Source organism: Burkholderia sp. Bp8991, from assembly GCF_003853795.1.
Lineage (GTDB): Bacteria > Pseudomonadota > Gammaproteobacteria > Burkholderiales > Burkholderiaceae > Burkholderia.
In genome coordinates this window covers 15,798-38,319 of the sequence record NZ_QTQJ01000045.1, presented here as the reverse complement: position 1 = coordinate 38,319, position 22,522 = coordinate 15,798, and the positions used below count along the sequence as shown (strand labels likewise).

Here is a 22,522-nt window from a genome sequence, read left to right as displayed (position 1 = left end):
GGCGGCGGCGCGTGCGAAGCAGCCTGCGCGACGGTGCGCGCAGCGGCGCGTCATCCGAAGTGCGCGACCAGGATCAGCGTCACGGTGACGACGATCGCGCCGCCGATGCGCGTGGCGATCTGCGCGAACGGCATCAGCTGCATCCGGTTCGCGGCGGTCAGGATCGCGACGTCGCCGGTGCCGCCTTGCCCGCTGTGGCAGGCGTTCACGATTGCGGTGTCGATAGGGTACATCTTCAGCAGGCGGCCGACCACGAAACCGGTGCCCATCAGCGTCGCGACGGTCGACACGATCGTGACGACGTTGACGATCGTGAAGGCGGCGGTCAGCTTGTCCCACGGCGTCATCGCGACGCCGATCGCGAACAGCAGCGGGTACGTGACGGCGGTCGAGAAGAACTTGTAGACGACGAACGCGCCTTCCTGCAGCGGCGGCGACACAGCGCGCGCGAGCTTCACCAGCACCGCGAGGAACAGCATCGCGACCGGCGCGGGCAGGCCGAACAGCTTGTGCGCCATCAGGCCGACGAGGTACAGCGTGATCGCCGTGATGCCGGCGCCCGCGATGTGCGTGACGTCGACGTGGCCGCGGATCTCCTCGCTTTCCGGCGTCATGTCGCCGCTTTCGCCGACCTGCAGGCGACCGTTGCCGGTCAGGTGCGGCAGGCGCTTGCCGAGCATGTCGAGCGCGCCCGACAGGATGATCGCGGTCAGGCTGCCGAGCATCACCGGCGGCAGCACCATCGCGAACATCTCGCCCTGCGGAAGGTGCATCAGTTCCGAATAGCCGATCGACAGCGGAATCGCACCTTCGCCGACGCCGCCCGCCATGATCGGCACGACGATGTACAGCAGCGTGTGGCGCGCGCCGAGGCCGAGCGCGGTGCCGACCGCCGTGCCGACGATCGCGGCCGCGACCGAACCGGCGGCGAGCGGAATGAAGATCTTCACGAAGCCCTGGATCAGCACGCGCCGGTCCATGCTCAGGATGCTGCCGACGATGATCGACGCGATGAACAGGTACAGGAAGTTGGTCGACTTCGTGAACTCGACGGTGAGGTTCAGCACCGGCTTCGGCAGCACGTGGTAGTAGGTGAGCGCCGACGGCACGAAGGTCGCGAAGATCGCGGCCGCGCCGATGTTGCGCAAGAGCGGCAGGCGCTTGCCGAGTTCCGCGCAGGTGAAGCCGAAGAACGCGAGCACGGCGATCGCCATCGAGATCTCGCCGGGCACCTTGCCCGTCACCGCGAAGCCGACGATCAGCCCGAACAGGATCACGTAGACCGGCAGCGGGATGATGCCGATGCGGATTTCCATCAGCTTCCACCAGCCTTCCGGCCAGAAGCGTGTGCGCGTGGCGGGACCGGCTTCGGCAAGTGCCTCCGGACGGGATTGGGTGGGGATTGAGGTCTGCAAGACGTGTCTCCTGATGTTTGGAATGCCCGCATTGCTACGCGGCATCGTGTGGCGTCTCTTAATGCAACCCCCGTGCCAAGCATTCCGGCCTGCCGGAATATTTTTAGGGCATTGATTTATAAGGATTTTGTTTCGTCTGGGGAAAGGATGGCAACACCCGGCTGGCCGAGATTTCGGAATTCGCCCGGCGGGCAGGCCGAGATTTCGGCCCGATGGCGGGCGGGGCGGCCGCCCGCGCATCGGACGCGCGCCGTGGCGCCATATCGCCGCACGCGATTTTCTTCGCACAATCGCTTCGTAGACCGCCTTCCTGCCGCTCTCTATCATCGGCTGATCTTTTTCCGATGTGACGACGACTGTCCGGAGAACGCTCGCGCGTTCGCCGCGGCGCCGCTCATCCGTCGATACCGTCTTTGGACAGGAGAGTGGTTCCCATGCTGCATGCCGTTTTTTCCGCCCGCTTTTCCTCCGGCCGCGTGGCCCGCCTGCTGGCGGCCGCGCTGCTCGGCGTCCTGATGCTGAACGGCGCCCGTGCCGACACCGCGCCGCTGAAGGTCGGCATCTCGACGAGCCCGCAGATCGACGCGCTGAAGATTGCCGCGAAGGAGGCGAAGGAGCAGGGCCTCGACGTGAAGATCGTCGAGTTCACCGACTGGAACACGCCGAACGCGGCGCTCGCGAACAAGGACATCGACGTCAACTACTTCCAGCACATCCCGTTTCTCGAGAACGCGAAGAAGCAGGGCGGTTACAACTTCGTGTCGATCGCGCCGGGCACGATCATGAAGATCGGCCTCTACTCGAAGAAGGTGAAGCGCTTCGACGAGCTGAAGGACGGCGCGCGCGTCGCGATCGCGAACGATCCTGTGAACGGCGGGCGCGGGCTGCTGCTGCTGCAGCGCGCGGGCCTCATCACGCTGAAGCCGGGCGCCGACTACCGCGCGACGACGCACGACATCGTGTCCAACCCGAAACACCTGAAGATCATCCCGCTCGAAGCGTCGCAGCTCGCGCGCTCGCTCGACGACGTCGACCTCGCGCAGGGCTATCCGAGCTTCATCAAGCTCGCCGGCACGACCGATCCGAACAGCGCGCTGCTGTTCGACGGCACCGAGAACAAGAACTTCGCGATCCAGTGGGTCGTGCGGCCCGAGAGCGTGAACGACGCGCGCATCCGCAAGTTCATCGCGATCTACCAGCATTCGCCGGCGGTGCGCCGTGCGCTCGACGACGCGTTCGGCTCGCTGTACGCGATCGCGTGGTGACGGAGGCAGGCATGACGACGGCGAACCGCAAGAAGATCCTGCTCAACGCGTTCAACATGAACTGCGTCGGGCACATCAACCACGGGTTGTGGACGCATCCGCGCGACCGCTCCGCGCACTACACCGATCTGGACTACTGGGCCGATCTCGCGAGGACGCTCGAACGCGGCAAGTTCGACGGGATCTTTCTCGCGGACATCGTCGGCGTGTACGACGTGTTCGGCGGCGGCCCGGACGCCGCGCTGCGCGAATCGGTGCAGGTGCCCGTCAACGATCCGCTGCTGCTCGTGCCCGCGATGGCGCAGGTCACGCAACATCTCGGCTTCGGCGTGACCGCGAACCTGACCTACGAGCCGCCTTACCTGTTCGCGCGCCGCATGTCGACGCTCGATCACCTGACGAAGGGGCGCATCGGCTGGAACATCGTGACCGGCTATCTCGACAGCGCCGCGCGCGGGATGGGCCTCGCACAGCAGATCGGCCACGACGACCGCTACGAACGCGCGGACGACTACATGGACGTCGTCTACAAGCTGTGGGAACAGAGCTGGGACGACGACGCGGTGATCCGCGACGCGCAGGCGCGCGTGTTCGCGCAGCCGGGCAAGGTGCGGCGCGTGAAGCACGACGGGCCGTTCTATTCGGTCGACGCGATCCACCTGAGCGAGCCGTCGCTGCAGCGCACGCCGGTGCTGTACCAGGCCGGCTCGTCCGCGCGCGGCGTCGAGTTCGCGGGGCGGCATGCGGAGTGCGTGTTCGTGAACGGGCAGAGCAAGGCCGCGGCGCGCGCGGCGGCGCTGGATATTCGCGCAGCCGCCGCGCGGCAGGGGCGCGATCCCGCATCGATCAAGATTTTCGCGGGCGTGAGCGTCGTGACCGCCGAAACCGAGCGGCTCGCGCGCGAGAAGTTCGACGAATACCGGCGCTATGCGAGCCCGGAAGCCGGCCTCGCGCATTTCGCGAGCTCGACCGGCATCGATTTCGCGAAGTACGGCCTCGACGAGCCGATTTCGTACGTGAAGACCGACTCGATCCAGTCGGCCGTCGACGCGATCTCGCGCAAGAGCACGACCGGCACGTGGACCGTGCGCCGGATGCTCGAACAGATGTCGCTCGGCGGCCGCTATGCGCCGATCGTCGGCTCGCCGTCGCAAGTCGCGGACGAACTGCAGTCGTGGATCGACGAAACGGGCATCGACGGTTTCAACCTGACGCGCACCGTGATGCCCGAGTCGTTCGAGGATTTCGTCGACTGGGTCGTGCCCGAGCTGCAGAACCGCGGCATCTACAAGGAAGACTACGATCCCGCGCCGACGCTGCGCGAGAAGCTGTTCGGCGCCGGCGCGCGGCTGCCCGCGTGGCACACGGGTGCGCAGCACCGGCCGGCCGCCGTGCCGGCGCCCGAACCCAAGCATCCCGCGCATGCGTGAACGTGACGGAGCGAAGCGATGACGCAATTGTTCGACACGCTGGGTTTCATCGAGGCATCGGCCGTGCGCGCCGGTGCGGGTGCGGACGTGCATGAGGTGCATGACGCGCATGATTCGCGTAACGCAGCGGCCGCGCGGGCCGACGGCGCCGCCGCCGTGTCGTTCGCACACGTCGGCAAGGTGTTCGCGACGCCGCGCGGCCAGGCCGCCGCGCTGCGCGACGTGACGCTCGACGTGCGGCGCGGCGAGGTGTTCGGCATCATCGGCCGCAGCGGTGCCGGCAAGTCGACGCTGCTGCGGCTCGTCAACGGCCTCGAACGTCCGAGTTCGGGCAGCGTGCGCGTGCAGGGCGTCGACGTCGGCGCGCTCGACGAGGACGGGCTCGTCGCGCTGCGGCGTCGCACCGGCATGGTGTTCCAGCATTTCAACCTGCTGTCGGCGAAGACGGTGTTCGAGAACGTCGCGCTGCCGCTGAAGATCGCCGGCGTGCCGAAGGCCGAGCGCACGCGCAAGGCCGAGGCGCTGCTCGATCTCGTCGGGCTGACCGCGAAACGCGACGCGTATCCCGCGAGCCTGTCGGGCGGCCAGAAGCAGCGCGTCGGCATCGCGCGGGCGCTGGTGCACGACCCGGAGGTGCTGCTGTGCGACGAGGCGACGTCGGCGCTCGACCCCGAGACGACGCAATCGATCCTCGCGCTGCTCGCCGACATCAACCGCCGCCTCGGACTGACGATCGTGCTGATCACGCACGAGATGGAAGTGATCCGCGCGGTGTGCGACACGGTCGCGGTGATCGAACAGGGCGAGGTCGTCGAAACGGGCCCGGTGTGGCGCGTGTTCGGCGATCCGCGCCACGGCGCGACGCGCGCCCTGCTCAGCACGCTCGTGCACGACCTGCCGGCCGAACTGGCCGCGCGCGTGCAGCCGTTGCCCGAGCTGGCCGCGCTGCCCGACGGCGCGCAAGTCGTGCTGGACGTCCGTTATACCGGCGAAAGCGGCGGCGAGCCGGACGTCGGCGCGCTCGCGGCGGCGCTCGGCGGCTCGGTGCGCTTCCTGCACGGCGGGATCGAGCGCATTCAGGGGCATGCGCAGGGGCGCCTCGTGATCGCGGCGTCGCCGCGCGCGGACGACGCCGGCCACCCGCCGGCACGCGGCGGCGCGGTCGCCGCGTTGCTCGAACGCGCGCGCCGCCACGCGAATCATGCGGAGGTGCTCGGCTATGTTTGAACTCTGGTGGCCCGAACTGCTCGACGCGATCCGCGACACGCTGTCGATGGTCGCCGCGTCGGCCGCGATCGCCGCGCTGATCGGCATCCCGCTCGCGGTGATCCTGGTGACGACCGCGCCCGGCGGCATTTACGCGCGGCGTGGCCTGAACGCGGTGCTCGGCGCGCTCGTCAACGTGTTCCGCTCGACACCGTTCATCATCCTGCTCGTCGCGCTGCTGCCGTTCACGCGCGTGCTGATCGGCACGACGATCGGCGTGTGGGCGGCCGTCGTGCCGCTGTCGATCGCGGCGATTCCATTCTTCGCGCGGATTGCGGAAGTGAGCCTGCGCGAAGTCGATCGCGGGCTGATCGAGGCCGCGCTCGCGATGGGCGCGAAACGCCGCCACATCGTGTGGCACGTGCTGTTGCCGGAGGCGTTGCCCGGCATGCTCGGCGGTTTCACGATCACCGTCGTCGCGCTGATCGGCTCGACCGCGATGGCGGGCGCAGTCGGCGCGGGCGGGCTCGGCGATCTCGCGATCCGTTATGGCTATCAGCGTTTCGACACCACCGTCATGGTGACCGTGATCGTGATCCTGATCGCACTCGTTTCGGCCGTGCAAATCACGGGCGACCGCCTGGTCCGACGCGTGACCCGGCGTACCTGAGCGGCGCCACGAGCGCCGGCTCTTTTCATTGAGACCCTGAGAGAACGATACCCATGACCTTGCCCATCGGCGCGCCGCGCGAATGGAACGGACAATTCGAGGAAGCCCTGTTTCTGGACGTCGCACGACGCCATCGCCCCGGCTTCCCTGACAAACTGGCGACGCCACCGCGCGAGCCGCACGGCGCGGATGAGCTCGCCGCCGTCGCCGACTACTACACGAAGATGGCGTCGCACGACCTGTTCATCGTGCAGGTCGTCGCGAAGGCGATCGACACGCTGTTTCGCGATGACCCGCATTTCCAGCTGATCCTGTCGCGCCAGCTCGGCGACGACGGCGCGCACGCGGTGATCGGGCGCGAGCGCGTGACCGAACTGACGGGCCGCGATCCGCTGCCGGAGGTCGAGCGGCTCGTCGCCGCGCACTGGGAACGCATCGGCGACATCGCGGTACGCGACGTCGCGGGCTTTCTCGCGTTCGAATGGCACTACGAGTTGCACATCCTCGCGAAGCTGTGGATCCAGCGCAAGACCGGCCGCATCGCCGACGGCGCGATGCGCGAGCACGGCGAGAACCGGATCCGTCCGGACGAGGAGTGGCATCGCGTGCAGATCGTCCAGTGGTGGTTCGACACGTTGAACGCGCTGCCGCCCGCCGAGCGCGACGCGCTGGTCGACCGCGTGATCGCGGCCGACGAGGAAACCCAGGCGCGGCTCGACGGTTATCTGCATGACGAATACGCGCACACCGCGCACGTGTTCGGTGCGGATATCGCCGAATACCGCGCGATCTACGACGACTGGCGGCGCGAGATCCTGTCGCGGCTGACCGGCCGCCGGCTCGGCGCGCTGGTGCCGTTGTCGGGCGAAATCGTTGCGCACGAAACCGTTGCACAGGAAGCCGTCGCATGAACGATCCCCGCGGCCCGGCGACGCTGGCGCCGGAAACCGACGCACGCGCGCTCGACGCCGATGCGCTGGCGCGTGCGATCGACGCGCTGCGTGCGACGGCTGCCGAGCGCGACCGCGCGGGCGGTCACGCGGCCGACGAAAAGCAGCGGCTCGCCGACGCGGGCCTGCTGACGCTCGCGGTGCCGCGCGAATTCGGCGGACAGGAAGCCGAGTGGCCGGCGATCTACGACACGATCCGGCGGATCGCGCGCGTCGACAGCGCGCTCGCGCATCTGGTCGGGTTCCAGATCCTGCAGGTGGTGAGCGTCGACGTGTGGGGCAGCGCGGCGCAGCGCGAACGCTATCTGCGCGGCACGGTCGAGCATCGCTGGTGGTGGGGCAATGCGGTCAACCCGCTCGACACGCGGCTCGCGGCGACCGCGACGCCGGACGGCGGCTACCGGCTCGACGGCGTGAAGGGCTTCTGTTCGGGCACGCGCGGCTCGCAGCGGATGACCGTGTCCGCGCACGATCCGGAAACGGGCCGCGCCGTGTTCGGCGTGGTGCCGACCGATCGTGACGGGATCACGGTCCACGAGGACTGGGATCCGATCGGCCAGCGCCAGACCGACAGCGGCAGCGTGCGCTTCGACGGCGTGACGCTCGCGCCGGACGAGGTGCTGCACCGCTCCGAGACGCCGCCGACGCCGCGCGCGACGCTGCGCACGCTGGTGTCGCAGCTCGTGCTGACGAACCTGTTCGTCGGGCTCGCGGAAGGCGCGCTGGCCGAGGCGCGCGACTACGTGCTGAAGCACGGCCGGCCGTGGATCAACGCGGGTGTCGCGCAGGCGAGCGACGATCCCTATACGCTGCAGCGCTTCGGCGACATGCGCGTGCAGGCGGTCGCGGCGGCGGCGCTCGCCGACCGCGCGGCCGTCGCGTTGCAGCGCGCATGGTCGCGGCATGACGCGCTGACGGCCGACGAACGGGCCGAGGTGGCACTCGCCGTGTCGGACGCGAAGATCGTCGCGCAGCGCGCGGCGCTCGAGAACGGCGAGGCGCTGTTCGACACGTGCGGCGCACGTGCGACGGCCGCGTCGCACGGCCTCGACCGCTTCTGGCGCAACGCGCGCACGCATACGCTGCACGATCCGCTCGACTATCGGCTGCGCGACGTCGGCCGGTTCGCGCTGACGGGGGAATTGCCGCAGGCGTCGCTTTATACGTAGCGTCGGCAAACCGTCCGGCGTCGCCATGCCGCTCGGTGTGGCTTGCCGGCGATAGCCGACGCCCGCGCCCGCGTCCTTGCGGGACTTCGGGCTTTCTTCGCGAACCGTGCAATCACCATCCCGCTGCGCTCGCACCCGGCCGCCAGCCGGTGATGGCGCAGCGCATTCAGTCGGTACGACCCGGGAAGATCGCGTAAACCTTCCCCGAAGGCGCCTGTACGACCGACGCACCATCGGCGATCGGTCCCGTGTTCTTGTCGACCGCGTGCTGGCGCCCGGGTGTCCTGAAGCGCCACGCACCGGGGTAGTCTTCGCGCAGCCCGCGCACGCCGAACGCGACTTCGGTGCCGGCCGGATAGGTGAGGTTACCGACGCTCGCCGCACGCGCCAGCGTCGCGTAGTCGAACGCGAGAACGTTGCGTTCCCGATCGAGTCGCAGTTCGGGGTGACGCAGCGGTAGCGATGACATTTCGAACACGTCGCCTTCCGCGACCCTGATCTCCCAATAGTCGTTGTCGCGCATGCCGTCCCCATAGGTGGTGGTGCTTCTCATGACGCGCGACCCGGCGGGTACGACACCGCCGGCCACGCGATTGCCGTCGGCCAGGTGGCATGACCAGAGCGTCCTGGTCCGCGCATCGTTGCGCAGCACGATCTTCAGCGGCGCTTTCGAACCGCAGGTCCAACCATCGATCGTCCGGGGCCCGGTGGTGGTGAGCGTCAGTGCGGTGAGGGTGGCGAGGTCCCGGTCGTTGCGCGGCGCTTCATCGTCGAATTCCGTCCCGACCGTCAGCGCGACGGCCGCAATGCCGTAGACATCGACCGCGTGCGGAAACTCGACTGTCTCGATCGAGTTCATGTCGCCGGCAGTCGAGAGCGACAGCCGCGTGCCGGGCGGCATGTCGATGCCCAGCAGACGCTCGCTCTTCACGAGCGCGGGATGCTTCGCGGTCTCTTCCTTCCTGATGTTCGCCTCGGCCTGCAGCCCGATCGCCACCATCGCGACGACGAAGCTGCTCGTCACGCACAGGGCGGCGAAGATGGCGGTGGAGCGTCGCCGATATGCACGAAACGATCGCCGTACAGGCGGAAGCAGCACCAGCGCAACGATCCAGAGCACGACTGAGACGGCCGCCAGAAACGAAATGCCGAGAACGATGAAGAAGGTGCCGGAGAAAATCGGAGCGGGAATCATGAGACAGGCGAACGACCGAGCGGAATCATTGTTGGAATGGCCGCGGTAGACCGGGGCGTGCCGGCATCGTTAAGTGAAGGGTGCCGCCGCCGGCGTGGCCCGGGTGGCGAACGACATTTCAGGATCTTGTACGAACGGACGTCATTGTAGTGTTCTGACGCCTGATCCGAAGGCAGCGGTGCGCACACCGTTGCCTTTCCGCCTGCCTAGATCGGCAGACGCACCGTCTGCTTGATGCGCTTCAGCGGAATCTCGGTTTCGACGTTGCGTACGCCTTCGATCTGCGTGAGCGTCTCCATCTGAAAGCGCTGATAGTCGTCGAGATCCTTCGCGATGACGCGCAGCAGATAGTCGTAGCTGCCGGCCATCAGATGGCATTCGAGCACTTCCGGCGCCTGCTCCATCTCGCGCGCGAAGCGCTCGACGGTCGTCTTGTCCTGGCGTTCCAGCGTGACGCGCACGAAGGCCGTGAACCGCAGCTCGACGGCCGCCGGGTTCAGCAGGGCGACGTACGCGTCGATCACGCCCTGTTCCTCCAGCAGGTGAACGCGGCGCAGGCAGGGCGTGGGCGAGAGGCCGGCCTGCTGCGCGAGTTCGGCGTTCGTCTGGTTCGAGTTCCGTTGCAGCGCACGCAGAATGCGCCGATCGATGGCATCCAGCTTGATTGGCATTTTTGACTACCGATGAAGTCGATATTGGAGAATAACGCCAAATCATGCCTCGAAAGTAGCCGACTTCGCAGCCATTCTCCACGGCAAGTTGCCGATAATCCGATGACTGCCCGGCTCATCGGACGCGCGCGATTCCCGCCCGTCCCGCCTGGCGCCGCTTTCAGGAGAGTTCCGATGCCGCACGTAGCCTGGTTGCCGTTCATGGCCACTTCCCTTCTGATCATTCTGACGCCGGGCCAGGACATGGTGCTCGTGATGTCGCGCACGCTATCCGGCGGCACGCGGGCGGGCCTCGTGACCGCGGCGGGCGTCAGCGTCGGGCTGCTCGTGCATACGATGCTCGCGACGCTCGGGCTGGGTGCGCTTCTTCAGGCATCCGAATGGCTGTTCACTGCGTTGAAGATGATCGGCGCGCTGTATCTGCTGTACCTCGGCATCACGCTGCTGCGTTCGTCGGGCGAGCTGACGCTCGCGAGCGGTCGCGACGCGCCGGCGTCCGGGTTGCGCACGTTCGCGCAAGGCGCGCTGTCCAACGTGTCGAATCCGAAGGTCGCGCTGTTCTATCTCGCGTTCCTGCCGCAGTTCGTCCCCGCGGGCGCCGCGCATCCGATGCTGTCGCTGTTCGTGCTCGGCACGACGTTTGCCGGCCTGACGTTTCTCGTCAAGGGGCCGGTCGCGCTGTTCGCCGGCCTGCTGTCGACGTCGATCCGGCGCAATCCGCGCATCCTGACCCGCATGCACCGGGCGAGCGGCGCGGTCCTGCTCGGATTGGGCGTGAAGCTGGCGTTCGAGCGTCGTTGACGATGCTCACTGCGCCGGCAACGCGTCCGCCAGCGCGCGCATCGCGTCCGCCGTCTCCGGATTCGCCGGGAAAAACGCCTCGATCGCGAGCTCCGACAGCGTGACGTCGACCGGCGTGCCGAACACCGTCGTCGTGCTGAAGAACGTCAGTTCGCCGGCTGCCGTGCGCAGCCGCAGCGGCACCGCGATGTCCGCGTAGTCGGCGCGTGCCTGCGTGTCGGCGGGCTGGCCGGCCGGTGCCGGATAGTTCGCGAGTTCGTCGCGCAGCGCATGCAGCGTTCGGTCGCCGCTCGCGTCGATCTGCCGTTGCAGCCGGTGCAGGATATGCGCGCGCCACTCGTGCCAGTTGACGATCCGCGGCGCGAGGCCGTCGGGATGCAGGCTCAGCCGCAACACGTTGACGGGCGGCCGCAGGAGCGCCGGATCGGCCTGCGCGACCAGCGCGCCGAGCATCCGGTTCGCGGCGAGCAGCGTCCAGTGGCGATCCACGGCGAGCGCCGGGTAGGGCTCGTGGCCGCGCAGCACGGCTTCGACCGCCTGGCGCGCTGCATCGAGCTGCGGATCGGAGAACGGCCGCTCGCGAAACAGCGGCGCATAGCCGGCCGCGACGAGCAGCGCATTGCGCTCGCGCAGCGGCACGTCGAGGCGCTCGGCGAGATGCAGCACCATCTCCCGGCTCGGCTGCGCGCGCCCCGATTCGACGAAGCTCAGGTGCCGCGCGGACACCTCGGCCTCCAGCGCGAGGGCCATCTGGCTCAGGCGGCGGCGTTGACGCCAGGTGCGCAGCAGCGAGCCGATGCCGGACGCGCGGCCGGCGGACGGGGGCAGCGATTGGAGGGTGGCGGTCGAGTTCATGACGAAGATGATAGGCAATCCCGCGCGCGCCGGGCATTACCTGCGAGGTAAGCATTCCGGATCGGTGTGCAGCGCCGATGCTGCCCGCTGCCTGCGCCCGATGGGCAACTCGATCGACGAATCGGGGAACCGGCCGCTCGGCAGTTGCGCGAGCACGTACGCCCGGCTGAGCGCCGGGAAGATCCGGCCCGTCGTCACCGGATCATGCCGAACGCCTTGCGGATCGGCATGCCGGTGACCGATGGCGTCGTGCGGTCCGCATCGTTGAGCGTCGTGACGACGGACAGCGGCGCCCGGATCCAGTAGCGCACGGCGGTGCGGCGCGCGCGCTGCCGGCGAGTTTGATCGGAAGATATCTAGAGGTGCGCCGATTGCATGCTTAATATATGTCGTCGTATGACACGGGCCAAAACTTACCTGCAACGAAGGCGCGCGGACACCTCGGGTTTTCCCTTCGGACGGCCGAAGGAGAGGCAAGAATTTCCTGCTTGTGCCGAATGGATAAGGGTTTGTGGCCTGCGGTCGAGTAACTGTGGAGCAACGGGAATATCGTCATGTCGTCAGCAGACATCATATCTGTTGGGCTACAATGAGCGAACCATTTCCGAACCACGGAGCACACCCATGCAACTGACTGGAGAGATGCTGATCGGCGCCGACGCGGTGGCCGGCTCGGCCGGTACCCTGCGCGCGTTCGACCCGACGAAGGGCGCGCCGATCGATGCGCCGGCCTTCGGCGTCGCGACGCAGGCCGATGTCGAGCGCGCGTGCGAACTCGCGCGCGACGCCTTCGACGCGTATCGCACGCAGCCGCTCGCGGCCCGCGCGGCGTTTCTCGAGGCGATCGCCGACGAAATCGTCGCACTCGGCGACGCGCTGATCGAACGCGCGCACGCCGAAACGGGCCTGCCCGTCGCGCGGCTGCAGGGCGAGCGCGGCCGCACCGTCGGCCAGCTCCGGCTGTTCGCGCGCGTCGTGCGCGACGGGCGCTTCCTCGCCGCGTCGATCGATCCCGCGCAGCCCGCGCGCACGCCGCTGCCGCGCTCGGACCTGCGGCTGCAGAAGATCGGGCTCGGGCCCGTCGCCGTGTTCGGCGCGAGCAACTTCCCGCTCGCGTTCTCGGTGGCCGGCGGCGATACCGCGTCGGCACTCGCGGCCGGCTGCCCGGTGATCGTGAAGGCCCATGAGGCGCACCTCGGCACGTCCGAGCTGGTCGGCCGCGCGATCCGCGCGGCGGTGGCGAAATGCGGGATGCCGGCCGGCGTGTTCTCGCTGCTGATCGGCCCCGGCCGCGTGATCGGCGCGGCGCTCGTCAGCCATCCGGCGATCCAGGCCGTCGGCTTCACCGGGTCGCGGCAGGGCGGCATGGCGCTCGTGCAGCTCGCGAACGCGCGCCCGCAACCGATTCCCGTCTATGCGGAAATGAGCAGCATCAACCCGGTCGTGCTGTTTCCGGCCGCGCTGGCCGCGCGCGGCGACGCGATCGCGACCGGCTTCGTCGATTCGCTGACGCTCGGCACCGGCCAGTTCTGCACGAACCCGGGTCTCGTGCTGGCGGTCGACGGCCCCGATCTCGATCGCTTCGAGTCCGTCGCCGCGCAGGCGCTCGCGAAGAAGCCGGCCGGCGTGATGCTGACGCGCGGCATCGCCGACGCGTATCGCAGCGGCCGCGGCAAGCTGGCCGAACTGCCGGGCGTGCGCGAAATCGGCGCGGGCGAGGCGGCGCAGACCGAATGCCAGGCAGGCGGCGCGCTGTACGAAGTCGCCGCGCAGGCGTTCCTGGCCGAACCGGCGTTCGGCCACGAGGTGTTCGGGCCGGCGTCGCTGATCGTGCGCTGCCGCGATCTCGACGAAGTCGCGCGCGTGCTCGACGCGCTGGAGGGCCAGCTGACGGCCACGCTGCAACTGGACGCCGACGACAAGCCGCTCGCGCGCCGCCTGCTGCCGATCCTCGAACGCAAGGCCGGGCGCCTGCTCGTCAACGGCTACCCGACCGGCGTCGAGGTGTGCGATGCGATGGTGCACGGCGGGCCGTTCCCGGCGACGTCGAACCCGGCCGTCACGTCGGTCGGCGCGACCGCGATCGACCGTTTCCTGCGGCCCGTGTGCTACCAGGACTTCCCGGACGACTTGCTGCCCGAAGGGCTGCAGGAACGCAATCCGCTCGACATTCCGCGGCTGCGGGACGGGAAGGCGGAGTGAAGGCGCAGGACGACTGAAGTCCGCGTCCCGGGAGGGGCGCGTTCCGGCAAGGTTGAAACAAGGCGGCGCACGGTGCCCACGGGTACCCCGCCGCCTTTTTGATGGAGGGCCGGTTTTGCTCGATTAGAGAGCGGGGGGCATCGAATGATGCTTCTCATGATGCGCCGCCTTGACGAGATGGATGGCGGCTTCCACGCCGCCGGAATTTCTCCTACATTAGCGAGGCCTCGGACCCGCCGGTCCGCAGGCGAGCCTGAGAGACCGACAAAAACCAACAAGGAGCCCTCCGATGAATATCAGCAAGCGTGGCGACCACCTGTTCGCGGCCGGATTGTGGAAAGCGATCGGCGACGTCGCGAAATCGGTGCGCACCCAGATCGGCGAGACCAGCGAAGGGCGCGTGCTGGCCAATGCGCTGTTCGAATTGCAGCGCGACCTGGGCGGCAGTGAATTCGACGTGACGATCAATCAGGGGCGGCCCGTCACCGGCGCCGATCCGCATTCGCTCGGGTTCGGCCAGGCCGTCAAGCGGTTCCGGCTCGACATGGAGGCGCTGGTGTTTGCGCTGAAGCATCGCCGCAGCATCGATGAACGCGATCCGGGCCTGCGCACCGAGGCGCTGATGCAGGCCAACAGCCAGCTCGCGACCGCGAAACAGTATGCGACGCTCACGCTCGGCCGGTTTTTCGATGCGGTCGTGGATCCCGACGTGCTGGATCAGATTCTCGCCGACGATCCGAACACGCGCTTCCGGCGGTCGGCGGCCGGCACCGATATCGCCGCGACCCGTCTCAGGCTCGGCAGCCTGCGCTACCGGATCGTCGGAACCATCGCACAGATGTAATGAAAACGGCCGACCCGCGAAGCACGGGGCGGCCGTCGAAAAGGGGGGGCGCCGGGCGGAACCGCCGGTCCCGCGCGGGCCGGCACGCACTGGATCGCGTGCCGTTGGTCAGCCCGCCGCTTACTGCGCCCCCATCTTCTTGATCAGCACGTCGAGTTCGGCCATTTCGGCGTCGGTGAGGTCGACGAGCGGCGCGCGCACCGGGCCGGCGTCGTGGCCGACGAGCTTCGCGCCCGCCTTCACGATGCTGACCGCGTAGCCCGCGCGACGGTTGCGGATCTTCAGGTACGGCAGGAAGAACTCGTCGAGCAGGCGGCCGACCGTTGCGTGGTCGTCCTTCGCGATCGCTTCGTAGAATGCCATCGCCGTCTTCGGGATGAAGTTGAACACGGCCGACGAGTACACCGGCACGCCGAGCGCCTTGTACGCGGCTGCGTAGACTTCGGCCGTCGGCAGGCCGCCGAGGTACGCGAAGCGGTCGCCGAGGCGGCGGCGGATCGTGACCATGCTCTCGATTTCGCCGACGCCGTCCTTGAAGCCGATCAGGTTCGGGCAACGATCGGCGAGGCGCTCGAGCATGTCGGCATTCAGCTTCGAATTCGCGCGGTTGTACACCACGACGCCGATCTTCAGCGCGCGGCACACCTGCTCGACGTGCTCGGCGATGCCTTCCTGGCTGGCTTCGGTCAGGTAGTGCGGCATCAGCAGCACGCCGCTCGCGCCGAGGCGCTCGGCTTCCTGCGCGTATTCGATCGCGACGCGCGTCGCACCGCCGGCACCGGCCAGAATCGGCACCTTGCCCTTGCAGGTTTCCGTCGCGACGCGGATCACGTCCGAATACTCGCGCTGCGTGAGCGAGAAGAATTCACCGGTGCCGCCGGCCGCGAACAGCGCGGTCGCGCCATACGGCGCCAGCCATTCCAGACGCTCGGCATAGGTGGCCGGGCGGAAGCTGCCGTCCGCGTCGAAATCCGTCAGCGGAAACGACAGCAGGCCGTGGGAGATGATCTGTTTGAGTTCTTGCGGTGAAGTCATGGTTGGGTCGTCCGTCCAGCGCGAGTGCTGATGGGTTCGTCGGGTACGGCATCCGGGCCATATTGGCGATGTCGTTGTATGTCATCGTACAACGCGGAAAAGCGCGGCGCAAGCGGTTTGCCGGCCGGCGAGAGATAGGGTCTTTCCGGATAAGGGTTTACGCAGCATCGCGGCTTGGTGTTGAATGTCATATGATGACTAACGATTTGACCGGTAGCCTCCCAGGAATTCCGATGACTGCTTCCCCGCTTTATATCCGCGTGCATCCGGACGACAACGTCGCGATCGTCGTCAACGACGGCGGCCTGCCCGAGGGCGCGACGTTCGCCGACGGCCTGACGCTGCGCGAAGGCGTGCCGCAAGGGCACAAGGTCGCGCTGGTCGACCTCGCGGCCGGCGATCCGATCGTCCGCTACAACGTCGTGATCGGCTACGCGCTCGTCGAGCTGCGCCGCGGCAGCTGGGTCAACGAGCGCACGATGCGCATGCCCGAGCCGCCGGGGCTCGACGACCTGCCGCTCGCCACGCGTGCCGCGCCGCCGCTGGCGCCGCTCGAAGGCTATACGTTCGAGGGCTTCCGCAATGCCGACGGCTCGGTCGGCACGCGCAACATCCTCGCGATCACGACGACCGTGCAATGCGTGTCGGGCGTCGTCGAGCATGCGGTGAAGCGGATCAAGGACGAACTGCTGCCGCGTTACCCGAACGTCGACGACGTGGTCGGGCTCGAGCACACATACGGCTGCGGCGTCGCGATCGATGCGCCCGATGCCGACATTCCGATCCGCACGCTGCGCAACATCAGCCTGAATCCGAACTTCGGCGGCGAGGTGATGACGGTGAGCCTCGGCTGCGAGAAGCTGCAGCCCGAGCGCCTGCTGCCGCCGGGCTCGATTCCGGTGGCGGCCGACGGCGCGCCGGACAACGGCGGCGTCGTGTGCCTGCAGGACGCCGCGCACGTCGGCTTCAACTCGATGATCGACTCGATCATGAAGATGGCCGAATCGCATCTCGAGCGGCTGAACCGCCGCCGTCGCGAAACCTGCCCGGCGTCGGATCTCGTCGTCGGCGTGCAGTGCGGCGGCAGCGACGCGTTCTCGGGGCTCACCGCGAACCCGGCGGTCGGCTTCGCGGCCGACCTGCTCGTGCGGGCGGGCGCCACGATCATGTTCTCGGAGGTGACCGAAGTGCGCGACGGCGTCGCGCAGCTCACGTCGCGCGCGGCGAACGAGGACGTCGCCCGCGAGATCATCCGCGAGATGGACTGGTACGACCGCTACCTGCAGCGCGGCCGCGTCGACCGCAGCGCGAACACGACGCCCGGCAACAAGAAGGGCGGCCTGTCGAACATCGTCGAGAAGGCGATGGGCTCGATCGTGAAGTCGGGCAGCGCGCCGATCGCGGGCGTCGTGCGTCCCGGCGACCGGGCGCGGCAGAAGGGGCTGCTGTACGCGGCGACGCCCGCGAGCGACTTCATCTGCGGCACGCTGCAGCTCGCGGCGGGAATGAACCTGCACGTTTTCACGACGGGGCGCGGCACGCCGTACGGCCTTGCGCAGGTGCCGGTGATCAAGGTCGCGACGCGCAGCGATCTCGCGCGCCGCTGGCACGACCTGATGGATCTCGACGCGGGGCAGATCGCCACTGGCGCGGCGTCGATCGAGGACGTGGGCTGGGAACTGTTCCGGCTGATGCTCGACGTCGCGAGCGGCAAGCGCCGCACGTGGGCCGAGCAATGGAAGCTCGCGAATGCGCTGACGCTGTTCAATCCGGCGCCGGTGACCTGACGCGCGCCGCGACGGCGGCAGACGATGCGATGCGGGCGCCTTCGGGCGCCCGTTTTTGATGGCGGCGGCGGGTTCGCGGTTCGGCGCATGCGTATTTTCCGCGGCCGGCACGAATTCCTTACCTCGCACGTAATCGACCACCCACGCGAGGCCGGCGACGATGGTGGCACGCGAACACGAAACGTTTGCGACATAGTCCCCCCCATCGACACAAGGAGCCTCGCCATGAATACCGCCGAAACCGCCCAGTCGGCTCACGCCGACCTGATCGACCGCTATTTCGATGCCTGGAACGAACCCGACGTCGCACGCCGGCGCGCGCTGATCGATGCGACCTACGCGAGCGACGCGGCCTATCGCGATCCGCTGATGGCCGGCGACGGCCATGCGGGCATCGACACGATGATCGCCGCGGTGCAGGAGCGTTTCCCCGCGTATCGCTTTCGCCGCACGACCGACGTCGACGGGTTCGGCCAGCACCTGCGCTTCTCGTGGGCGCTCGTGTCGCCCGACGGCGCGGCGGTCGTGAAAGGTTCGGACTTCGGCACCGTCGATGCGTCGGGCCGCCTGAAGTCGGTCACGGGTTTCATCGACGAAATGCCGGCCGCGGCGTCGTGATGCGAGCGACGCATGCCCGGCGGCGGCCGGGATCGGGTAACGTTATGCGATTCGTTCCCGATCCCGGAGCCTTTCCCACATGTTGAAGAATCTCGATCCGCTGTTGCACGCCGACGTCCTGCACGCGCTGCGCGCGATGGGCCACGGCGATGAAGTGGTGATCTGCGATGCGAATTTTCCGGCGGAATCCGTCGCCGGGCACACGGTGGTCGGCCGCGCGCTGCGCATCGACGGCGCCGACTCGGCGCGTGTCGCGCGCGCGGTGCTGTCGGTGCTGCCGCTCGACACGTTCGTCGACACACCCGCTTGGCGGATGGAAGTCGTCGGCGATCCGGCCGCGGTGCCGCCCGTGCAGCGCGAAGTGCAGGCCGAGATCGATCGTGCGGAAGGGCGCGCGGTGCCGCTCATGGGCGTTGACCGTTTCGCGTTCTACGAGCGCGCGCAGCAGGCGTATGCGGTGATCGTCACCGGCGAGACGCGCGGCTACGGCTGTTTCATCTTCAAGAAAGGCGTGCTGTTGAGCGACGCCGGTTAGGGCCTGTTCCGTTATTTGTCCGCCAGGGCCGAACACCGTGTTTCGCGGTGCCGCCGCGCTTGAATGACCGCCGCAGTGTAAAGATTTGCTACAACCTTTTTCTTGGACACCGCGGAAAGACCCTCTATGCTGGCCCATTTGCCGCCGGCCCGGCAGGGCCGCGCGACCCCGAACCGCACGGGCACGCCTCGTGCGGACGGCCGAATTGCATACGAGGAGAGAGGCATGACGCGTTCCGTCGATTCCGGCGTCATTTTTTTCGCGCGCCTGGCGCTGGCGGCGTTGTTCTTGTGGGGCGGCGTGATGAAGCTGCTCGGCTACAGCGATTTCATCGGCTATCTGCACGGGCTGAACGTGCCCTATCCGCAGGTGACGGGGCCGGTCGTCGTCACGATCGAGGCGCTCGGCGGCCTGCTGCTGATCGTCGGCTACAAGGTGAAGCCGCTCGCGTTGCTGATGGCGTTCTATACGATCGCGACCGCGATGGTCGGACACAATTTCTGGGACGCGACGGACGCCGCGGTCCAGCACGACATGGTGATCCACTTCTGGAAGAACGTCGCGATCGCCGGCGGTTTCCTGCTGCTGTTCGTGACCGGCGCCGGCGGCGCAAGCATCGACGCGCTGCGCCGGCCGAGTTCGTCGTACGGCGCGCTGCGCTGAATTGAACCCGGTTGAACGGCGCGACGCGCGCACGTCGCCGCGCTGAAACCCAAACAAAAGGGCCGAATCCCGCACGCCGCGGGATTCGGCCCTTTGTTCATCCAGCGGGCGCGTGCGCGCCGACGTTCAGCGCGTGTCCTTCGGGTCCTTCGCATCCTTCGAGAACTGCACGGCGATCGCGCCGAGCACGCAGATCGCCGCGACGTACACGACCGGCGCGAGCGGATTCGACTTCATCATCAGCGACACGATCACCGGCGTGAGGCCGCCGAAGATCGCATACGCGACGTTGTACGAGAACGAGATGCCCGAGAAGCGCACGACGGGCGGGAAGCTCTTGACCATCACGAACGGCACCGCGCCGATCGTGCCGACCATGAAGCCGGCGATTCCGTAGTACAGCGGCAGCGTCGACGCGTCGGCCGCGACCTGCGCGAACAGCAGGTAATAGCACGCGGCCAGCACGAGGCCGCCAATGCCGAGCACGCGCTTCGCGCCGATCCAGCCCGCGAGCGAGCCGGCGGTGATGCAGCCGGCCGTCAGGCACAGCGTCGCGACGCTGTTCGCGAACAGCGTGGTCGCGGGCGTCAGGTGAAACTGCTTCTGCAGCAGCGCGGGCGTCATCAGGATCACGACGACGATCGCCGCCGACAGCATCCACGTGAGCAGCATCGACACGATCACCGCGCGGCCGTGGTCGCGCAGCACGGCCTTCAGCGGAATCTCGGCCGCGAGCGCCTTCTTCGCCTTCATCTCGGCGAACACCGGCGTCTCGTGCAGCCAGCGGCGCAGGTACACGGAGAACAGGCCGAACACGCCGCCGAGCAGGAACGGAATGCGCCACGCGAACGCGGTGACTTCGGCGCCCGAGTAACGGCTGTTGATGCCCGCGGCGACCAGCGAGCCGAGCAGGATGCCGGCCGTGAGGCCCGCGGTCAGCGTGCCGCACGCATAGCCGATGTGGCGCGACGGCACGTGTTCCGACACGAACACCCATGCGCCCGGCACTTCGCCGCCGACCGCCGCGCCCTGCAGCACGCGGAACAGCAGCAGCAACACCGGCGCGAGGATGCCGATCGAGTCGTAGGTCGGCAGCAGGCCCATCAGCAGCGTCGGCACCGACATCATCAGCACGCTCAGCGTAAACATCCGCTTGCGGCCGAACAGGTCGCCGAAGTGCGCCATGATCACGCCGCCGAGCGGGCGCGCGAGATAGCCGGCCGCGAAGATGCCGAACGTCTGCAACTGGCGCAGCCAGTCGGGAATGTCGTGCGGGAAGAACAGCTGCCCGATCGCGGGTGCGAAAAACACGAAGATGATGAAGTCGTAGAACTCGAGGGCGCCGCCGAGTGCGGCAAGGCCAAGGGTCTTGTAGTCGCTGCGCGTGAGCGCGCGTTCGGCGGCGCGAGGCACGCCGCTCAATTCGGAAGCTTGCATGGTCAGGACGATCGGTTTTCGAATGTAGTTGTCGGTGCTGCGTCTCCAGAACCCGCTATCGGCATGGACTGGCAAGGCGCGGCCTGCGTCGTCGAGCGTGCGTCGAGTGCCGGATGGGGCATGTGACACGCACCGTCGCACCGGGATGGGGCACGACGCAGACGAAGCGTCAAAGCGGGTGGGGGGATTCTACAGGAGCGCGAAATGCGCGCGCGCGGGGCTGCGCCGAGGCATGCTTCGAACTTCGTCGAGCCCGAAACGCACGCGGCGCGGCAGGCGGGAGAACCGCTTGCCGCGCCGCGTGTGACAGGGTCTGTGCGATCAGTTGCCGGCGATCGTGTCGACCGGCTTGAACGCGCCGTGCTCGACCTTGTAGATCGTCACCGGCGCATCCTTCAGGTCGCCCTTCGCGTCGTACGCGATGCTCGGGGCCGACACGCCCTTGATCGACACCTTGCCGAGATACGGCGTATAGACCTTCGGGTCGGTCGAGTTCGCGTCCTTCATCGCGGTGAGCAGCGCGATCGTGCCGTCGTACGAGTAGGGCGAATAGGTGATCACGTCTTCGTTGAAGCGTGCCTTGTAGCGCGATGCGTAGCCGGCGAAGCCCGGCATCTTTTCCTTCGGCAGCCCGCCCATGTAGACGATCGCGCCTTCGGCCGCGTCGCCGCCGACCTTCAGGAACGTCGGCGAGCGCGACATCTCGCCGGTCACGAAGGCGGACTTCATCCCGAGCTGGCGCATCTTGCGGATCATCGGCGACGACTGCGCATCGCCGCCGCCGTAGAAGATCGCGTCCGGGTTGATGCCCTTCAGGTTGGTCAGGATCGCGGAGAAGTCGAGCGCCTTGTCGTTCGTGAAGTCGCGCTTGACGATCGTGCCGCCCGCGGCCTGCACGGCCTTCGCGAATTCGTCGGCGATGCCCTGGCCGTAGGCCGTGCGGTCGTCGATGATCGCGATGCGCTTGAAGTGCAGCGTCTTCACCGCATACGTGCCGACGATGCGGCCGGCCTGTGCATCGCTCGTCAGCAGCCGGTAGGTCGTCTTGTAGCCGCGCGCCGTGTATTGCGGCGACGTCGCCATCGAGATCTGCGGCAGCCCCGCGCGATCGTACAGGTCGGACGCCGGAATGCTCGTGCCCGAGTTGAAGTGGCCGATGACCCCGCGGACGTTGTCGTCGATCAGCCGCTGCGCGACCGTCGTGCCGGTGCGCGGGTCGGCCTGGTCGTCCTGCGAGTCGAGCTGGAACGTGACCGGCTTGCCGCCGATCGTCGGATTCGTCGCGTTGAAATCGGCGATCGCGAGTTGCACGCCCTTCTGCATGTCCGAGCCGTAGTTCGACTGCGGCCCCGTCAGCGGTGCGGCGAAACCGATCTTGACGACGTCGGCGGCGATGGCGTGTGCGCCCGACAGTGCGCAGGCAGCAGCCAGCGCGACGTGCGATACCTTCAGCTTCACTTTCACTTCCCCTTGATGGCATGGTTGGGCCGCCGCCGGCCAGCCGGCCGGCGCGGTAAACCGGGCGAGACGTATCGGGTTGCAGGCGTTTCGGAAAGCCGTGCGGGGTGTGCCATGCGCTGCGCGGGTTGTGCCGGAATCGGCGTGCGCGGCGGCGGCGGGATGTCGTCTCGTAACCGTTGATCGAAGTCTAGGTAGCGAAAATGCGCGCGTCTTGCGCGTTCGGAGCGCAGCCGGCGACGATTTCGGCATATCGTCGATAACCCTGATATATGCTGAAATCGTCATGACGAGTGCGCAAACGCGCCAAGACGCG

General features: G+C 67.8%; 20 protein-coding genes and 1 pseudogene. 13 read left to right on the top strand and 8 right to left on the bottom strand.

All coding sequences use genetic code 11. From position 1 onward, the window contains the following. Positions 1–50 precede the first annotated feature (50 nt). Complete coding sequence (locus DIE02_RS32605) at positions 51–1,415, bottom strand: 2-hydroxycarboxylate transporter family protein (RefSeq protein ID WP_124523783.1); 1,365 nt, start codon at positions 1,413–1,415, stop codon at positions 51–53. A 434-nt stretch (positions 1,416–1,849) separates the two neighbouring features. On the opposite strand from DIE02_RS32605, the gene DIE02_RS32600 reads away from it, so the two are divergent. Genes DIE02_RS32600 through DIE02_RS32575 form a run of 6 tightly spaced genes read left to right on the top strand, consistent with a single transcriptional unit; the run spans position 1,850 to position 8,105 of the window. Beyond that, entirely contained in the window at positions 1,850–2,680 is an 831-nt protein-coding gene (locus DIE02_RS32600; protein ID WP_124530213.1) for a MetQ/NlpA family ABC transporter substrate-binding protein, read from the top strand. An 11-nt stretch (positions 2,681–2,691) separates the two neighbouring features. Then, entirely contained in the window at positions 2,692–4,110 is a 1,419-nt protein-coding gene (locus DIE02_RS32595; RefSeq protein ID WP_124530212.1) for an LLM class flavin-dependent oxidoreductase, read from the top strand. Between the two features lie 18 nt (positions 4,111–4,128). Further along, positions 4,129–5,337 (top strand): methionine ABC transporter ATP-binding protein, encoded by a 1,209-nt coding sequence (locus DIE02_RS32590; RefSeq protein ID WP_124530211.1) that lies wholly within the window; start codon positions 4,129–4,131, stop codon positions 5,335–5,337. Next, positions 5,330–5,986 (top strand): methionine ABC transporter permease, encoded by a 657-nt coding sequence (locus DIE02_RS32585; protein WP_044845749.1) that lies wholly within the window; start codon positions 5,330–5,332, stop codon positions 5,984–5,986. The genes DIE02_RS32590 and DIE02_RS32585 overlap by 8 nt, the downstream gene beginning before the upstream one ends. 53 nt (positions 5,987–6,039) lie before the next feature. After that, positions 6,040–6,897: a hypothetical protein gene (locus DIE02_RS32580; protein ID WP_124530210.1), complete on the top strand. Its 858-nt coding sequence runs from the start codon at positions 6,040–6,042 to the stop codon at positions 6,895–6,897. Next, positions 6,894–8,105: an acyl-CoA dehydrogenase family protein gene (locus DIE02_RS32575; protein ID WP_124530209.1), complete on the top strand. Its 1,212-nt coding sequence runs from the start codon at positions 6,894–6,896 to the stop codon at positions 8,103–8,105. The genes DIE02_RS32580 and DIE02_RS32575 overlap by 4 nt, the downstream gene beginning before the upstream one ends. A gap of 166 nt (positions 8,106–8,271) precedes the next feature. Here the strand turns inward: DIE02_RS32575 and DIE02_RS32570 are convergent, their stop codons facing one another. Further along, entirely contained in the window at positions 8,272–9,300 is a 1,029-nt protein-coding gene (locus tag DIE02_RS32570) for a hypothetical protein (protein WP_124530208.1), read from the bottom strand. 206 nt (positions 9,301–9,506) lie between these two features. Then, a complete protein-coding gene (locus DIE02_RS32565) occupies positions 9,507–9,971 on the bottom strand; it encodes an Lrp/AsnC family transcriptional regulator (RefSeq protein WP_044845745.1) in 465 nt (154 codons plus the stop codon). Positions 9,972–10,145: 174 nt separating this feature from the next. Here DIE02_RS32565 and DIE02_RS32560 point away from each other — a divergent pair, with 174 nt between their 5' ends. Beyond that, positions 10,146–10,772 (top strand): LysE family translocator, encoded by a 627-nt coding sequence (locus DIE02_RS32560; RefSeq protein ID WP_044845744.1) that lies wholly within the window; start codon positions 10,146–10,148, stop codon positions 10,770–10,772. A gap of 6 nt (positions 10,773–10,778) precedes the next feature. Here DIE02_RS32560 and DIE02_RS32555 read toward each other — a convergent pair whose 3' ends face one another. Both DIE02_RS32555 and DIE02_RS32550 read right to left on the bottom strand, forming a co-directional pair. Next, the gene (locus tag DIE02_RS32555; protein ID WP_124489348.1) at positions 10,779–11,627 is read right to left on the bottom strand and encodes a helix-turn-helix domain-containing protein; all 849 of its coding nucleotides are present in this window, start codon (positions 11,625–11,627) and stop codon (positions 10,779–10,781) included. Positions 11,628–11,759: 132 nt separating this feature from the next. Next, a pseudogene (locus DIE02_RS32550) lies at positions 11,760–11,973 on the bottom strand (MFS transporter); the annotation flags it as partial. Between the two features lie 278 nt (positions 11,974–12,251). Between DIE02_RS32550 and DIE02_RS32545 the strand changes: the two are divergent. Together DIE02_RS32545 and DIE02_RS32540 are read left to right on the top strand one after the other, a co-directional pair. After that, complete coding sequence (locus DIE02_RS32545; protein ID WP_124530207.1) at positions 12,252–13,829, top strand: aldehyde dehydrogenase (NADP(+)); 1,578 nt, start codon at positions 12,252–12,254, stop codon at positions 13,827–13,829. Between the two features lie 289 nt (positions 13,830–14,118). Next, entirely contained in the window at positions 14,119–14,673 is a 555-nt protein-coding gene (locus tag DIE02_RS32540) for a hypothetical protein (protein WP_044845741.1), read from the top strand. Between the two features lie 120 nt (positions 14,674–14,793). On the opposite strand, the gene kdgD is transcribed toward DIE02_RS32540, so the two are convergent. Continuing rightward, positions 14,794–15,708 (bottom strand): 5-dehydro-4-deoxyglucarate dehydratase, encoded by a 915-nt coding sequence (gene kdgD, locus DIE02_RS32535; protein WP_124530206.1) that lies wholly within the window; start codon positions 15,706–15,708, stop codon positions 14,794–14,796. A 233-nt stretch (positions 15,709–15,941) separates the two neighbouring features. Between kdgD and garD the strand changes: the two genes are divergently transcribed. From garD to DIE02_RS32515, 4 genes are all read left to right on the top strand, one after another. Continuing rightward, the gene (gene garD / locus DIE02_RS32530; RefSeq protein ID WP_124530205.1) at positions 15,942–17,495 is read left to right on the top strand and encodes a galactarate dehydratase; all 1,554 of its coding nucleotides are present in this window, start codon (positions 15,942–15,944) and stop codon (positions 17,493–17,495) included. Positions 17,496–17,720: 225 nt separating this feature from the next. Then, positions 17,721–18,113 (top strand): nuclear transport factor 2 family protein, encoded by a 393-nt coding sequence (locus tag DIE02_RS32525; RefSeq protein WP_124530204.1) that lies wholly within the window; start codon positions 17,721–17,723, stop codon positions 18,111–18,113. A 79-nt stretch (positions 18,114–18,192) separates the two neighbouring features. Further along, positions 18,193–18,648 carry an RbsD/FucU family protein gene (locus tag DIE02_RS32520; RefSeq protein ID WP_124530203.1) on the top strand — a complete coding sequence of 152 codons (456 nt, stop codon included), beginning with the start codon at positions 18,193–18,195 and terminating at the stop codon, positions 18,646–18,648. Between the two features lie 225 nt (positions 18,649–18,873). Further along, on the top strand, positions 18,874–19,311 hold the full coding sequence (locus DIE02_RS32515; RefSeq protein WP_044845736.1) for a DoxX family protein: 438 nt from the start codon (positions 18,874–18,876) through the stop codon (positions 19,309–19,311). 126 nt (positions 19,312–19,437) lie between these two features. Here the strand turns inward: DIE02_RS32515 and DIE02_RS32510 are convergent, their stop codons facing one another. Both DIE02_RS32510 and DIE02_RS32505 read right to left on the bottom strand, forming a co-directional pair. After that, positions 19,438–20,748, bottom strand: a complete 1,311-nt coding sequence (locus tag DIE02_RS32510; RefSeq protein WP_044845735.1) for an MFS transporter — start codon at positions 20,746–20,748, stop codon at positions 19,438–19,440. 321 nt (positions 20,749–21,069) lie between these two features. Further along, on the bottom strand, positions 21,070–22,206 hold the full coding sequence (locus DIE02_RS32505) for a branched-chain amino acid ABC transporter substrate-binding protein (RefSeq protein ID WP_044845855.1): 1,137 nt from the start codon (positions 22,204–22,206) through the stop codon (positions 21,070–21,072). Between the last annotated feature and the right edge of the window lie 316 nt (positions 22,207–22,522).